Here is a 15256-nt window from a genome sequence, read left to right as displayed (position 1 = left end):
CATTCCTCATCACGGATTGTTGTGGGCACGGCCCTTGAAGAGCGGCGCCGTGCAGCAAACGGACCCATGCCGGTTCGTGCCGGCGCGGCGGGCGTCGTTTATACGGCGCATTCGGATGCGACTTGAGCCTCGGCGGGACGGAGCATCGGTTAATGTGCCGGTAATTCCTCGAAGTATATTAATTGGCATGCCGAAGTAAATATCGGTTGTCGCCTATATCACACGAATGGTTGCGTCACGAGGTTCAGTGCGGGCTTTGAGGTGGAGCGCCGCGCTCCGGCAGGACGTGCAGCGAGGCCGTGTAAGCTCTCGATCTGGAAGGTGCGAGCCCGATTGCCCGTATCGACGTGAGCCCGGCGACATGCGTGAACAATGAACAGAGGAATGACAGTGCTGAAGATCAATCCGGAACGGTTGTTGGACGATCTCAAGCAGTTGCGCAGCTTCGGCGCGACCGGGCCAGGCGTCGTGCGTCTGGCGCTTTCGCCTGTCGATATGGAGTCGCGTCGCTGGCTTGTCGAGCGCATGACCGACGCGGGGCTGGATGCTGTCATTGACGGCGTGGGCACGGTGTTCGGACGTTCCCGCAAGAGCGGGCCGGCGCTTGTGATCGGCTCGCACACCGATACGCAACCGACGGGTGGCTGGCTCGACGGCGCGATGGGCGTGATCTATGGAATCGAGATTGCGCGCGCGCTGGCTGAAAACAAGGAAACAAGCCACCTGGCGGTCGATGTGGCATCGTGGATCGATGAAGAGGGTACCTTCGCCGGGCTGCTAGTAGTTCGTTCCATCAATACAGTTACTAAATAAGCGATAATAGCCTCGTTTCGTTCGCAACTCTTGACGGAGGTGACGATGGCGAGGAAGTCCAAACGTGCGGCGCTGGTGCTTACACCGGAGCAGACGACGACGCTCAAGGAACTTGCTGGATCGAGGACAGCGCCCGCGCGCGAAGTCGAACGGGCGAAGGTGCTGTTGGGCTACGCCGCGGGCACTTCGATCACGGAGCTGCAACGCCAGCTCGGGTTCAGTCGTCCGATGATCTATCGCAGCGTTGACAAGGCGCTGGCAGCAGGTGTGCAAGCGGGTTTGAAAGACAGGTACCACCGGCCGCATGAACCCGAGATCAGCGATGAAGCCAAAGCCTGGGTGGTGAGCATCGCGTGCACCAAGCCCAAGGATCAGGGCCTGGCGGCCGAGTTGTGGAGCATCTCCGCACTGGCGCGGTTTGTATCTGAAGGAGCCGAGGCCGCTGGATTCGCTCGCCTGGCCAACGCTGGCAAGAGCACCGTGTGGCGCATCCTCAACGAGAACGAGATCAAGCCCCACAAGATTCGCTACTACCTGGAAAAACGGGACCCGGAGTTTGACCGCAAGATGCAGGAAGTCCTGATGGTCTACCGGGATGTCTCGATCTACCGGGAGGGCGCCGTTCATGATGCGCGACCCAACCCCATCTATACCGTCAGCGTCGACGAGAAGCCGGGTATTCAGGCGATCGGATTGACCGCGCCGGATCTGCCCCCGGTACCGGGCAAGGCATCAACCGTCGGGCGCGACTACGAGTATGTGCGTCGGGGCACGGTATCGATTCTCGCCGGAATCGACTTGCACTCGGGTCACATCTTCGCCAACGTCGAGGACCGCCACCGCAGTGTGGAGTTCATCGCGCTGCTCAAGCGCCTGGACGAGTACTATCCGAGCGAGGCCATCATCCGCGTGGTGCTGGACAACCATTCGGCCCACATCTCCAGGCAGACCATGGCCTATCTCGCCTCGCGCCCCGGGCGCTTCGAGTACGTTCACACACCCAAGCATGGCTCCTGGCTTAATCTGGTCGAATGCACCTTCTCCAAAATGGCCCGCACTTTCCTTCGCCACATCCGGGTCAAATCGATCGATGAACTGAAGGAGCGCATTCTGAGGGGCATCGAGGAATTCAATGCCTCACCGGTTGTCTTCCGCTGGAAAAAGGTCGACCTCGGCGTGGCTTAATATGTAACGACTTTGATGCAACGATCTACTAGGCAGTCGCTGCTTCGTCGGCGATTCCGTCGAGGAGTCGATCCGGAGCGCGCGAAACCATGAGGGGCTGCTTCTTCAGGATGCGCTGCGGATTGCGGGGCTTGCCGGCAGGCCACAGGTTCGCCTGGAGAAGGGGCGGCACATGGGTTACCTCGAGCCGCACATCGAGCAGGGCGGACGGCTGGAGGCTGCGGGCAAATCCATTGGCGTCGTTACCACGATCGTTGGCCTTCGCGAATTGCGGTTGCGCTTTACCGGCCAGCGCAATCATGCCGGCACGACGCCCATGTCGATCCGCAGCGATGCCGGCGCGGCGCTCGTTGCGTTTATCGCCGGGATGAACGAAGCGTTCGGGCAGCTAGCCGACGCCGATACCGTGTGGACGGTCGGCCGTATCGACCTCGACCCGGGCTCGCTCAGCGTCGTACCTGGTCAGGCCGACATGTATCTGCAATTCCGCGACGCGAATGCTGCCCGTCTGCGGGCGATGGAAACGAGGCTGGCGGAGCTGGTCCAGGAGTTCAATGCGCGAGGGCCGGTGGGCGTGGTATTGACGGATGCCGATGAACCCATGGAGCCGGTGACCATGGATGCGACGCTTCAGGCGCATATCGTGAGCGCCGCCGAGGCCGTGGCGCCCGGTCAGTGGATTCGCATGCCGAGCGGGGCTGCTCACGACGCCCAGCTCATTGCGGCTCATATCCCGGCCTGCATGCTGTTCGTGCCCAGCATCGGTGGCGTGAGCCACGACTTCATCGAGGATACGGCCGAGGAGCATATCGTCCTCGGCTGCCAGGTCGCCGCCACGGCTGCCGCCGCGATGTTGCAGACATGGTGGGAGAAACGATCCTGATTCCGTTTGCCAATCACCCATTGTCATTGTCGTGATGCGAAGAAGCTGCTGGTTGACGACAGCAGCCTGCGAGGCACTTGAAGCACGTGCGGCCCGATGTTGGCCGCTCCTCCCTCGATCTCGACGCGGGCCACACACAGAGTGCCGCGTCAGAACGCAGCGGTATAGATCGCCAATGCGTCAGCTTCGGAAACGGGCCGCGGATTGTTGATCAAAAGCCGCGTTTGCAGCATGGCGTCGCTTGCCATTCGTTTCAGGCCGTCTTGTTCGATGCCCACTTCTCGCAGCGTGGAAGGAATCCGGGTTGCGGCGATCATCTGTTCGAGGTGCGCGATCAATGCCTGGGTTTTGCTTTCGGCGCTGCCAGTCGCCGCCGGCACGATCACGTCAGCGAGCTCCGCGTACAGTTGAGCCGCGGCCTGGGCGTTGAACTTCAGCACATGCGGGAGCACGAGCGCATTCGAAAGACCATGCGGAACGTGATAGATGCCACCGATCGGATACGCCAGTGCATGGACCGCGGCGACCGGCGAGTTGGCGAACGCCTGGCCCGCGAACGTCGCGCCAAGGAGCATGGCTTCGCGCGCTTCGCGATTGTTCCCGCTCTCGCATGCGCTCAACAGATTGCGTGACAGCAGTTCGAGCGCCTTCACCGCGAGCATGTCGGACACCGGGTTCTTCAATCGCGCGGACGTGTACGCCTCGATTGCGTGCACCATCGCGTCGATGCCGGTTGCGGCGGTTGCGGCGACGGGCAGCCCCAGCGTGAGTTCCGCATCCAGAATCGCCAGATCCGCGATCAACTGCGGCGCAACGACGCCCATCTTCTTCGCTTCGCCCACGGTCACGATCGATACGGCTGTGACTTCGGAACCCGTGCCCGCTGTAGTCGGCATCTGGACCAGAGGCAATCGCGAAACCGTGATCCGGTTGACGCCGTACATGTCGGCCAGCACCTGCTCCTGTTGCGGGACCAGCACGGCAAGCAGCTTCGCGACATCCATCGACGACCCGCCGCCCAGCCCCAGCACGATCTCCACGCCCGCTTCGCGTGCGTGAGACGTCGCCTCCAGCACGATATGTTCGGGCGGATCGGCGATGACGTCGTCGATCACCGTTGTGTTCCAGCCGTAAGCGGCGAGATCGGCCAGCGCCGGATCCAGCAGGCCACTCCTGTGAAGGAACCCGTCCGTGACGACGCACAACCGCGTCAGCGTCGGAAACTGCTCCCGCAGCAAAACACCCAGACGGCGCGCCGCGCCAAACTCGACGACGAGCGTCGGAACGGTTTGGAAGCGAAATGAGTTCAAGGCTTGTCCTCCTCGCGCACCATGTAGCTCGTGACCGCCAGCAATTCCACAACCCTGTGGCCGTTGCCCGGGCTGGCATGGTAATGCGCAATCACCTGCAGGTAAGCATCAGCCATCGATCACTCCGTCAAGTTCAGCACTTCAGCGTTCAAGGTCCCGATTCAGAAGTTCGCTGCCGCGGGTGGCCGCGCGGCGAGCCGCGCCCGCAACGGGCTGGCACCGCTGTGGAGCCTCGATGCGGCATTGTATTTGATCAACACGGTGTTGGTGACATTGCGTGCCTGCGTGCCGGGAGATTCACGCCTCGCTTGTCGCTTCTACAAACAGACGCGCGATGACGGGGTGCCGAGATGAACGCCGCCGCAACAATCAGCAGTGTGGAACGCCGAAGCGGCCAACGTCACTCGACGTCATGCCCACGTACGAATGCGGCTTCCGGCTGGTGACGTCGCCGGTGTTTCGGGCAGCACTATCTGCACGCGATCGTACATACCAGGGCGGACACGCCGGTTACTGCGCCGATCAACCCGCCCAGGGCAAATGTGCCGACGGTAGTCGAGCAACCTTGCAGGCTGAGAGCGACCGTCAACGTTAATGCAATCACAATGCTACGCATAGGCGTTTTTTAGTTTTGAAGTTCGTAAGCCAGGGCTCATAGGCCATCAAGCATGTGCTCGCATATGTCGCGCCGATATGAAAGCGGGCAATGCCTGGTGTCGGGTCTCAGCATTGCCCACAGCACTCGCGAGGCGGAAGAAGCCACCGCCTTTCGCCTGTTTATGGACTAACGTGCCGCAACTTCAGGGGCCGGTTTTTTCATCTGGCGGACTGCCGCTTCAGCGGACGGAGCAAGCTTTTGCGCGGACAGCGCGGCTTCGAAAGCAGCGTTCTGCACGGCCTTTGCCTGTTCGTAGTCGGCATCGAGTTCCGCGATGCGACGCTCATACCAGGCGGAGACGCATGCGTTGTCCGTGCAGTTGTGTTGTCGCCAGAGCCACTGGTGCGTTCGGTCTGCTTCAATCGAGCGTGGGTCGGCGGCTGTGTCCCGGGCTCGTTGGTATGCGATGGCGAGCTTGTCGTCGAGCGCCGATAGTCGCTCGTCCTGGCAGACGATGCGCTCCGAGGCCGATGACTTGCCGGTGCAATGAAAGCTTGCCGCAGACGCATCGATGCAGAAGAGGGCAGCGATGGAAGAAACCGCAAGCGCTTTCGCAGACTTTGAGAGCCACTTCGGGGTTGACGGATATTCAGTGTGTGCGGGCATGTGGACGCTCCTTAAGCGACATGTCGGATTCGATACGTGACGCCCGATTTCGCATGGCTGACGAGTCTGGTCGGTCTTTGCCAGCGGCCATGAATGCGGGGCGTGAGGTGAGCTTAAGGCGATTCGCTGATCGTCATTCCGCAATAACAGGGGGGGTTCACGGAGCCCTTACCAAAGATTTCCAGGCTGTTGTCCAGCCTTGCGCGCGGCATTCGCGACCGGACTTTCCGCCGTGACGGCGCATGGGGTCGGCCGCTGCACAGCGGCTCCGCAATTCGACATGGAAGCGCAGGAAAACACAGTGGAAAGCCACTAGAGTCGCGCCTCGCCTGTTGGTCTCGCCGCCGACGGTGCCCTTTTATTAATGTTGCGCTGCAAAACTCTTAAGTTCGGGTTATCCTCGTAAACCCGAAGACCTCGATGGTTTCCGGAAGCACGTTTGTCGGCCTCGTGCCACATCGAGCGCGCCTCTCCAGCGCAACACCCCGTTTTGATTTTCCTTTCAACGCTTTCATTCTGATTGCGCTGATGGATCCGTTTTTTCGCTTTCCTGGTGGCTTTAACAAATAGCACATGCAATCCGCTCCACTTCTCAGCCTTTTGATCTGGATTCCCATTGCGGCGGGCGCCATCGTCATGCGCGCCGGCTCCGATCGTTCCGCCGACCGCGTGCGCTGGCTCGCGCTCATCGGCGCGATTGCCGGCCTTCTGCCGGCGATCCCGCTCGTCGCCCGCTTTCAGAACAGCGTTGCAACTGCGCAGTTCGTCGAGCACGTCAACTGGCTGCCGGAGTTCGGCATCGGCTGGCACCTCGGCATTGACGGCATCTCGTTGTGGCTGGTCGTCCTGACGGCGCTCACCACGATCATCATCGTGATCGCTTCGTGGCGGTCGATTACCGTGCGCGTCGCACAGTACTTCGGCGCTTTCCTGATGTTGTCGGGTTTCATGCAGGGTGTTTTCACGTCGCTCGACGGCATGCTGTTCTTCATCTTCTTCGAAGCGACGCTGATTCCGCTTTACCTGCTGATCGGCGGCTGGGGGCACTCGAACCGCACGTACGCGGCAGTGAAGTTCTTCTTCCTGTCGTTCATCGGCTCGTTGGCGATGCTGATGTCGATGCTGTACCTGTATAGCCAGACGAAGTCTTTCGACCTCGACAGCTGGCGCGCACTGCATCTGGACCTGCTACCGCAGGTGCTGATTTTCCTCGGCTTTCTCGCGGCCTTTGCCGTCAAGGTGCCGATGTGGCCGCTGCATTCGTGGCTGCCGGACGTTCACCTTGACGGTCCGACCGGTGCGGCCGTGATGATCGGCATGCTCAAGCTCGGTGGCTACGGGCTGCTGCGTTTCGCGTTGCCGATCACACCCGATGCAAGCCATTTCTTTGCGCCGGCGATGATTACGCTCTCGCTGGTTGCAGTCATCTACGCGAGCTTGCTGGCCCTCGTGCAGACCGACATGCGCAAGCTGCTCGCGTATTCGACCGTTGCACACATGGGGCTCGTCACACTGGGTCTCTTCATCTTCAACCGTATCGGTCAGGAAGGCGCGATCGTGCAGATGCTGTCCTACGGTGTCGTGTCAGGCGCGATGTTGTTGTGCACCGGCATGCTGTACGACCGCACGCAAAGCGGCGAAATCGCTGCTTATGGTGGCGTCGCCAATACGATGCCGAAGTTCGCTGCCTTCGCGATGCTGTTCTCGATGGCGAATCTCGGCTTGCCGGGCACGTCCGGTTTTGTCGGCGAATTCATGGTGTTGATGGGCGCGATCCGTTTCAACTTCTGGATTGGCGCGATCGCGGCATCGACGGTCGTGCTGAGCGCTGCCTACACGCTGTGGTTCTACAAGCGCGTGATTTTCGGCAAGATTGCCAACGCCCGGGTAGCGAAGCTGTCCGACCTCGGCCGGCGCGAATTCATATTGCTTGGTGCGATGGCGCTGCTGGTTCTCGCGATCGGCCTTGATCCGAAGCCGTTCACCGATGCGATCGATCCCACCGTCGGCAATCTGATCGCGCAGGCAGAGCATGCAGGACATCCGGGCGATTCCGCGCCGTCGGAGAGCGTCCCGTTGCGCGCCAGCGTGCCGGCTGTCGTCAATGTGCACCTGCCTGGCTGATCGCCGCATAGCGATGATCAATTGGCGTGAACAGCCCCTGGAACCCTTCGCGGGTCATTCTCCAACCCGGTAGCATGTCGTCGCGCCCTGAGACCGGGCTGGGCGCGGGTAGGGAAGCGCCCGGAAGTCAGGTTGACGGGCCCCTGCGTTATTTAAGCCCGACATACCAGAACTGGGTCGGGCCAAACGGATCGATCCTGAAGCCGGTGATGTCCTTGCGCAGCGGCTGGTAGACCGTCGAGTGCGCGATCGGCGTGAATGGCACCTGCTGTTTGAAGATCTCCTGCGCCTCGGTATAGTACTTCGTGCGCTCCGCCGTATCGGTCGTTTGACGCCCCTTCCGGATCAAGTCATCGAACGGCTTGTAGCACCACTTGGAGAAGTTGCTGCCGTTCACTGCCGAGCATCCGAGCAGCACGCCCAGCCAGTTGTCCGGATCGCCATTGTCGCCAGTCCAGCCGATCAGCATCGCGTCGTGTTCCCCCGCATGCGCGCGCTTGATGTACTCACCCCATTCATACGTCACGATCTTCGCCTTCACGCCGATCTTCTCCCAGTCGGCCTGAATCATCTCCGCCATCAGACGCGCGTTCGGGTTATACGGCCGCTGCACCGGCATGGCCCACAGCGTCAGTTCGAAGCCGTCCGGAAGGCCGGCTTTCGTGAGCAGCGCCTTTGCCTTCGCGGGATCGTACGGCGCATCGCGCAGACTCCCGTCGTAGGACCATTGCGTGGGCGGCATTGGATTGCTCGCTGCCTGGCCCGCGCCCTGGTACACGGATTGGATGATCGCCTGCTTGTTGATCGCCATGTCCAGAGCCTGACGCACTTCAACCTGATCGAGCGGCTTGCGCGTCGTGTTGTACGCGAGGAAGCCGACGTTGAAGCCGACCTGATGCGGCAGTTGCAGATTCGCGTCCGCGGCCAGCGACGCAATGTCCTGCGGGCGCGGATAGCTCATCACTTGACACTCGTTTTGCCGAAGTTTTTGCACGCGTACGGCCGGGTCGGTCGTGATCGAAAAGATCAGTTTGCCGACCTGCACGACACCAGGCTTCCAGTAGTCGGGGTTGCCGTCGTAGCGGATGGTCGAGTCCTTCGTATAGCTGCGGAAGATGAACGGACCCGTGCCGACCGGATTGAGGTTGATGTCCGCCGGCTTGCCAGCCTTCAGCAGTTGATCGGCGTATTCGGCGGAAATCACCGACGCGAACGGCATGGCGAGTGCCTGCAGGAACGGTGCATTTACCGCGTTCAGCGTGAAGCGGACCGTGTACGGATCGAGTTTTTCAATTTTTTCGATGCTCTTGTCGAGGCCCATATCGGTGAAATACGGGAACGCTACCGGGTAGGCGGTGCGAAAAGCATTGTTCGGATTGAGCATCCGTTCGAACGTCAGCATGACATCGTCGGCATTGAACTCGCGCGTCGGCTTAAAGAAGGACGTCGTGTGGAATTTGACGCCGTGGCGCAGATGGAACGTGTACGTCAGGCCATCGGGGGAGATTTCCCACGATTCCGCCAGACCAGGTTCCACTTTGGTGCCACCGTGCTGGAACTCGACGAGCCGGTTGTACACCGTGTAAGACGCTGCGGTGAACTCGACGCTCGTCGTGTATTGCGCCGAGTCGAAGCCGGCGGGACTGCCTTCCGAACAGAATACGATGGTCTTGTCGGGCAGCGGCGCGGCGTTGCACGTCGCGTCGAAGCCAGCGAGCGCAAGGGCCGTCAGGGCGGCAAACCCGACCACACGAAAGGCGGACAACCGAAGACGTTGCAACATGGGCGCACTCCTGCGGAAAACCAGTGTGATGCGAGCGATGCGTCAAGCGACGTGTTGAAAGCTTAGTAAAAATTTTCCGTTGCGGGTAAGGAGATTGCGCTCCCCGACCGGGAGCCGGTACTCGGTCCACGAATGACGCCCGCGCCGTCGGCACGGACGCCCGTGACTTCAAATTGCCGGCTCCTTGATCGTTTAGGGAGACGGGATTTGCGTTCAGGGAGGGAGGCGTCATGTCCACCGGCAGGCAGAAATTCGACGTTCGCCACCGCGCTCCACGCGTGCAGATTGAATACGAAGTCGAAGTGGACGGCGACGAACAGAAAAACCGGTTGCCGTTCGTAATGGGCGTGCTGGCCGACCTGTCGGGCAAGCCCGCAGACCCGTTGCCGCCGGTCGCGGAACGCAGGTTCGAGGAGATCGATGCCAATAACTTCGATAGCCGGATGAAGGCGATCAAGCCGCGCGTCGCGTTTGAGGTGCCGGATACGCTGACTCAGGCAGGCGACCTCAGCGTCGACATGACCTTCGAGAGCATGGACGACTTTGCACCCGGCGCACTCGTGCGCAGGATCGACGCGCTTCGCCAACTGCTCGAGGCGCGTACCCAGCTTGTCGGTCTGCTCACCAGAATGGATGGCAAGGCAGGCGCGGAAGAACTGATTGCGAGGATGCTGAAAGATCCGGCGTGGCTCAAGACGCTTGCATCGGACGGTCCGCCAGCCGGGAGCACGTGATGGCGCACATGGGTTTGCGCAGCTGTCGCAAGTCCGCCGCCCAGAGGCGCCCCAGGCGCCGGTCGATACCACGTATCGAAAGCATCTACCGGGAGAATGCCACCATGTGCAAGACACCTCGATCCTCCGGCCCGCCGCCGGCTCGACCGGATGCACAGGGGGCGATGCCCGAAGGCGACGACCTTGCCGCCCTGCTGGAAAAGGAGTTCAGATCGAAGACGGAGGGGACGAAGAAGGCGCTACGGAGTGAGGTGCGGACACTGGCGCAGCAGGTCCTGTTGCAAGACCAGGTTGTCCCGGACGATGTTGTTCGGACGATCCAGACCCTGGTCGCGGGGATCGACGGGAAGCTCGCCGGGCAGTTGAACCTGATCCTGCATCATCCGGAATTTCAGCAGCTAGAGGGCTCGTGGCGCGGTTTGCACTACCTCGTCAACAACACCGACACCAGCGAGATGCTGAAGATTCGCACGCTGAACATCGCGAAGAGCGAGCTTGGCGAAACCCTCGAGCGTTTCAGGGACGACGCGTGGGAGCAGAGTCCGCTCTTCCGGACGGTCTGCCAGGAACCTTTCGCGCACGTCGGCGGTGAGCCGTTCGGCGCGCTGATCGGCGATTTCTACTTCGATCACGGGCCACCCGATCTGGAACTGCTTGGCGGGATGGCGAGTCTCGCGGCCGCTGCGCAGGCGCCGTTTATCGCGGGCGCGAGCCCGAAGCTGATGCAGATGGATTCGTGGCAGGAGCTGGCGAGACGGCGCGATCTGACCGGGATCTTCAACGCGCCCGAATATGCGGGCTGGCGGTCGCTGCGCGAATCCGCGGCCGCGTGTTATGTCGGCCTCGCCATGCCGCGGTTTCTGGCGCGCATGCCCTATGGCGCGCGCACCGCGCCGGTCGACCAGTTCGAATTCGAGGAGGACACCGGTTCGGCGGAGCATGGGAAATATGTGTGGGCCAACGCGGCGTATGCGATGGCCGTCAATATCAACCGGTCGTTCAATCTGTATGGCTGGTGTGCGAGGATTCGCGGCGTGGAATCGGGCGGGGCGCTCGAAGGCCTGCCGGCGCACAGTTTTCCGGGCGACGATGGCAGCGTCGAGACGCAATGTCCGACCGAGATCGCGATTTCGGACCGCTGTGAAGCGGAACTGGCGAAGAACGGCTTCATGCCGCTTATTCACCGCAAGCACGCGGACTTCGCCGCGTTCATAGGCGCACAGTCCCTGCAAAAGCCCGCTGAATACGACGATTCCAATGCGACGGCGAATGCCGCTCTGGCCGCGCGCCTGCCGTATTGCTTCGCCTGCAGCCGGTTTGCGCACTATCTCCGGTGCATTGCGCGCGACCGGCTCGGGACATTCAAGGGGCACGCCGACATGGAGAGGTGGCTTAACAACTGGATCATGAATTATGTCGATGGGGATCCGCTCCATTCGTCCGAATTCACCAGGGCGCAAAAGCCGCTTGCCGCTGCGAGAGTCAGGATCGAACCAGTCGAAGGCTCGCCCGGTTACTACACGTCACAATTTTTTTTGAGGCCGTACTACCAGCTGGACGGGCTCACCGTTTCGCTGTGCATCGTGTCGACGCTGCCCTCCGGAAAATTTGCCGCTTAAGCGTCACCGGCGCGCTCGATGGCCACCAGCCGCTTTGTGTCATTGGCTCTCACATTGAAACAATGCGTCCCAATGTTTACTCCGCGCGGTACCACAACGGTTTAGTGCCCTCTGGCTCACTTCCTGCCTTCGCGTAAATGCCCGTTTTCCCGATATTCAAATAAGCAACATGTCGTTGTCTGAGAATTTGACCCGGTCGAAAATATTCTGGCTCGAAGCAGACCATAATGTAATGAGGCAGTTCGAAACCGGGCGCGCAATCGTCGACCGTTTGCGCATGACCGACGCCGCAGGAAGAAGGCTCATCCTAACGCGAAGAAACGCATGCACATTCTTCTCGCCGGCCCCGCCGGATTACTTCCTGACGGAGTTGCACGCATTCTGCGCGATCTGGATCCGGCGGCAGAAGTCACATGCGTCGACTACGCGGGGGCGGCGCTCGACACCAGCGCGCCGGCCGATCTCGTCGTGCTCGACGGCGACTATCTGAAAGAGGCGCTGCAGGCGATCGACGCGATACGCAAACTGGTACCTGCTGCGCCGATCGTGGTGCTGCTCACGACAACCGATCCGAACACTGTCGAGAACCTGATCGCCTCAGGCGTCACAGGCTGTTTCGACAAATCTGAATCCTCCTCCGTATTGCTCGACGCATTGCGTCTGGTGCTATCGGGAGGCATCTATCTGCCGAGGGCGTTGGTGGACTTCGCGGTGAATCAGCACGGTCCGCGCGAAATTCCGCATGCAAAGCCGGACAAGGAGTCGCAGGACAGCCCGCGCGCCCTGACTCCACGACAGATCGAAGTGCTGGCGAGAGCCGCGCGCGGCGAATCGAACAAGACGATCGCGCGTCACCTGGACATTGCCGAAGGGACCGTCAAGGTGCATCTTTACACGGCATACAAGGCACTCAAGGTGAGCAGCCGCAGTCAGGCCAGCGTCGCTGCGACGCGTCTGAAAACCGTTGCCGACGAGCAGATCCGCCAGGCGCTGGAGGGACAGCTTTCAGTCGGGCGCCTGCTCGCATACATGACGCGCACTCAGTACCGCCGCGGCGAGACGCTCTTTCGCCAAGGCGATCCTGCCGACGCGCTGTACTACGTCGTGCGGGGAACGATCCGGCTGAAGGAGATCGATGTCGACGTGGGTCCCGGTACGATGCTCGGCGAAATCGGACTGTTCTCGCCCGATCACAGACGCACCTGCACGGCCCGGTGCGAAACCGACACGGAGTTGCTGACGGTCACGGCCACCGACGCGATGCGGCTCTACTACCAGGACCCGGAATTCGCGGTATACCTCATTCATCTCATTACGCGCCGGCTCGAGGCGGACAAACGGCGCTCCTCGTCCTAGGCCATGGCTTCGAGCGCATCGCTTGCGAAGCCTCGCACGGACCACTCTGATACCTCTGTCCACGGGTCACGCACGCGATGAAATGCTCGCCTGCAACGCCCCGCAGTGCGTTAAAAATGAGCAGTCAAAAACCGTTTATCGGCTATAACTCATACAAACGCGAATCCGGTGAAGACGACCCAGAGTCACGCATCATCCATTGATACGTGCGCCTTATCCAGACAGGTCTTCAGTAGCGTGCACGAGTCGTCGGCGCAGCACGTAAAGTGCTGTCGCGCCATCCGGCAACGCGTGAGCAGAGGCGGGCGGACGTGCGTCATGGCCGACGCACCTCACCATGCCAAGGGCTTCCGAAAAGCAGGTTCGAACAATGTGACCCCAAACGTTTCACATTCATCGGATGAATTCGTGCGGGTGGTCCGGACAGTGCTGTTCGCCGACCTGGTGGAATCGTGTCGCCTGATCGAGGACGATGAAGCGGGTGCGGCCACGCGATGGCGCGATCTGCGAGCCCATATCGAAAGCAGGATCGTACCGGCGCATAGCGGTCGCCTGATCAGGACAGAGGGCGACGGGTTGATGGTCACGTTCGTCAGCGTGCATCACGCTGTGCAGGCCGCCTTCGCGATCCAGCGTGCGTGCGTGAGCCTCAACGTCAACCTTGTGCCGGCCCAGCACCTGCTGTTGCGCATGAGCCTGCATGTCACCGAACTGTTCGAGGACCAGCGCGACGTGTACGGACGCGGCGTCAATCTGGCCGCACGCCTCTACACCCTGGCCGGGCCCGGTGAAATTGTGGTCTCGGTGGAAGTTCGCGACCAGTTGACCGCGGAACTCGACGCCGACATCGAGGACCTCGGCGATTGCCACCTCAAGCACCTGAAGCGTCCGGTGCGGGCGTATCGCATTGGCGCTCCGGGGCCGCGCCCTGTGATCGAGCCGCATAGCTCATTTCTGCCTGAACTTCGCCCGACGATCGCCGTCATTCCCTTCACCGCGCGCGGCGTCCAGCCCGAGCACTTTGTGCTTGGCGAGGTGCTGGCCGATGAGATCATTTCGTCGTTGTGCCGTACATCGGAACTGGAAGTCATCTCCCGTTTATCCACCACCGCCTTTCGCGGACGCGACGCGACGCTTGACGAAGTCAGCGATTTTCTCGGCGTCAACTACGTCCTGTCGGGTGCTTACCGGATCTCGGGCGATCATTTGATACTCGTTGCCGAACTGGCGGAAACGAAGTCGCGCCGTGTCGTGTGGAGCGACAGCCTCACGGGCCGCATAGCGGAAATCATGAATGGCGACGATGACCTGACGCATTGTGTCGTCTCCGAAATCAGCACGGCGATCATTGCTCACGAGGTGCAGCGCGCCCAGTCGCAGGCATTGCCGACACTCGAAAGCTGCACGCTGTTGATGAGTGCGATCGTGCTGATGCATCGCGGCGTGGCCTACGATTTTCACCGCGCGCGGGACATGCTCGAAGTTCTCGCTGAGCGCGCGCGCCGTCAGGCGACGCCGCACGCATGGCTTGCGAAATGGCATGTGCTGCGCTTTAACCGCGGCTGGACGAACGACAGGCTGAGCGAGGCCGAAGCCGCGCTCGATTGCACGAAGCGGGCGCTCGATGTCGATCCGCGCTGTTCGCTGGCACTGGCCATCGACGGCTTCGTCCATACCAGTCTGCTCAGGCGGCTGGACATCGGGCAGAAGCGCTATGAAGAAGCGCTGAGCGTCAATCCCAACGATTCGCTTGCCTGGCTTCTCGACGGCACCCTGCACGCATTCAAGGGCGAAGGGTCGGTCGCGGTCGATGCCACCGAGCGCGCGCTCAGGCTGTCTCCCCTCGATCCGCTGCGTTCGTTTTATGAATCGCTCGGCGCCACCGCGGCTCTGTCCGCGGGTCGCTACGAGCGGGCGATCGAACTCGCGCAACGCTCATTGCGCTCCAACCGCACCAACACATCGACGCTGCGCGCGCTTGCCATTGCCCAATCGCTGCTCGGGCAGACTGAAGCGGCTCACGCGACGGTCAACGAAGTGCTCGCCTACGATTCGACGCTGACCGTCACGAGCTATCTGGAGCGTTCGCCATGTGCCGGGTACAAGACCGGTCCAATCTGGTCCGAGGCGTTGAGGAGGGCAGGATTGCCCGCGTAGCCGCAGTTCACGGGCTGGTTTGATATCG

The 15256-nt window shown here is 61.3% G+C and carries 9 protein-coding genes and 2 pseudogenes; 8 read left to right on the top strand and 3 right to left on the bottom strand.

Translation table 11 applies throughout. The features are described 5' to 3' along the window. Window positions 1-390: 390 nt before the first annotated feature. The 3 genes and pseudogenes from B0G77_RS24185 to B0G77_RS24175 all read left to right on the top strand — a co-directional run. Window positions 391-780 (top strand): annotated as a pseudogene (locus B0G77_RS24185) (M28 family peptidase); the annotation flags it as partial. A gap of 78 nt (window positions 781-858) precedes the next feature. Next, window positions 859-1998 (top strand): IS630 family transposase, encoded by a 1140-nt coding sequence (locus B0G77_RS24180; RefSeq protein WP_133660551.1) that lies wholly within the window; start codon window positions 859-861, stop codon window positions 1996-1998. Window positions 1999-2017: 19 nt separating this feature from the next. Further along, window positions 2018-2881 (top strand): annotated as a pseudogene (locus B0G77_RS24175) (M20/M25/M40 family metallo-hydrolase); the annotation flags it as partial. A gap of 149 nt (window positions 2882-3030) precedes the next feature. Here the strand turns inward: B0G77_RS24175 and B0G77_RS24170 are convergent. Both B0G77_RS24170 and B0G77_RS24160 read right to left on the bottom strand, forming a co-directional pair. Beyond that, on the bottom strand, window positions 3031-4191 hold the full coding sequence (locus B0G77_RS24170) for an iron-containing alcohol dehydrogenase (protein ID WP_133664599.1): 1161 nt from the start codon (window positions 4189-4191) through the stop codon (window positions 3031-3033). Between the two features lie 784 nt (window positions 4192-4975). Further along, window positions 4976-5455, bottom strand: a complete 480-nt coding sequence (locus tag B0G77_RS24160) for a hypothetical protein (protein ID WP_133664598.1) — start codon at window positions 5453-5455, stop codon at window positions 4976-4978. 573 nt (window positions 5456-6028) lie between these two features. Here B0G77_RS24160 and B0G77_RS24155 point away from each other — a divergent pair. Beyond that, window positions 6029-7579, top strand: a complete 1551-nt coding sequence (locus B0G77_RS24155; protein ID WP_133664597.1) for an NADH-quinone oxidoreductase subunit M — start codon at window positions 6029-6031, stop codon at window positions 7577-7579. 148 nt (window positions 7580-7727) lie between these two features. Here B0G77_RS24155 and B0G77_RS24150 read toward each other — a convergent pair whose 3' ends face one another. Further along, entirely contained in the window at window positions 7728-9362 is a 1635-nt protein-coding gene (locus tag B0G77_RS24150; RefSeq protein ID WP_133664596.1) for an ABC transporter substrate-binding protein, read from the bottom strand. A 230-nt stretch (window positions 9363-9592) separates the two neighbouring features. On the opposite strand from B0G77_RS24150, the gene tssB reads away from it, so the two are divergent. From tssB to B0G77_RS24130, 4 genes are all read left to right on the top strand, one after another. Then, on the top strand, window positions 9593-10096 hold the full coding sequence (tssB, locus tag B0G77_RS24145; RefSeq protein ID WP_133664595.1) for a type VI secretion system contractile sheath small subunit: 504 nt from the start codon (window positions 9593-9595) through the stop codon (window positions 10094-10096). Between the two features lie 164 nt (window positions 10097-10260). Then, window positions 10261-11715, top strand: a complete 1455-nt coding sequence (gene tssC / locus B0G77_RS24140) for a type VI secretion system contractile sheath large subunit (RefSeq protein WP_243751386.1) — start codon at window positions 10261-10263, stop codon at window positions 11713-11715. 324 nt (window positions 11716-12039) lie between these two features. Next, window positions 12040-13071: a cyclic nucleotide-binding domain-containing protein gene (locus tag B0G77_RS24135; protein ID WP_133664593.1), complete on the top strand. Its 1032-nt coding sequence runs from the start codon at window positions 12040-12042 to the stop codon at window positions 13069-13071. Between the two features lie 318 nt (window positions 13072-13389). Beyond that, complete coding sequence (locus B0G77_RS24130) at window positions 13390-15228, top strand: adenylate/guanylate cyclase domain-containing protein (protein ID WP_243751192.1); 1839 nt, start codon at window positions 13390-13392, stop codon at window positions 15226-15228. The last annotated feature ends 28 nt before the right edge of the window (window positions 15229-15256 follow it).

The organism is Paraburkholderia sp. BL10I2N1 (assembly GCF_004361815.1).
Taxonomy (GTDB): domain Bacteria; phylum Pseudomonadota; class Gammaproteobacteria; order Burkholderiales; family Burkholderiaceae; genus Paraburkholderia.
The sequence above is the reverse complement of the archived record's forward strand: the minus strand, read 5'-3'. Positions and strand labels throughout refer to the sequence as shown.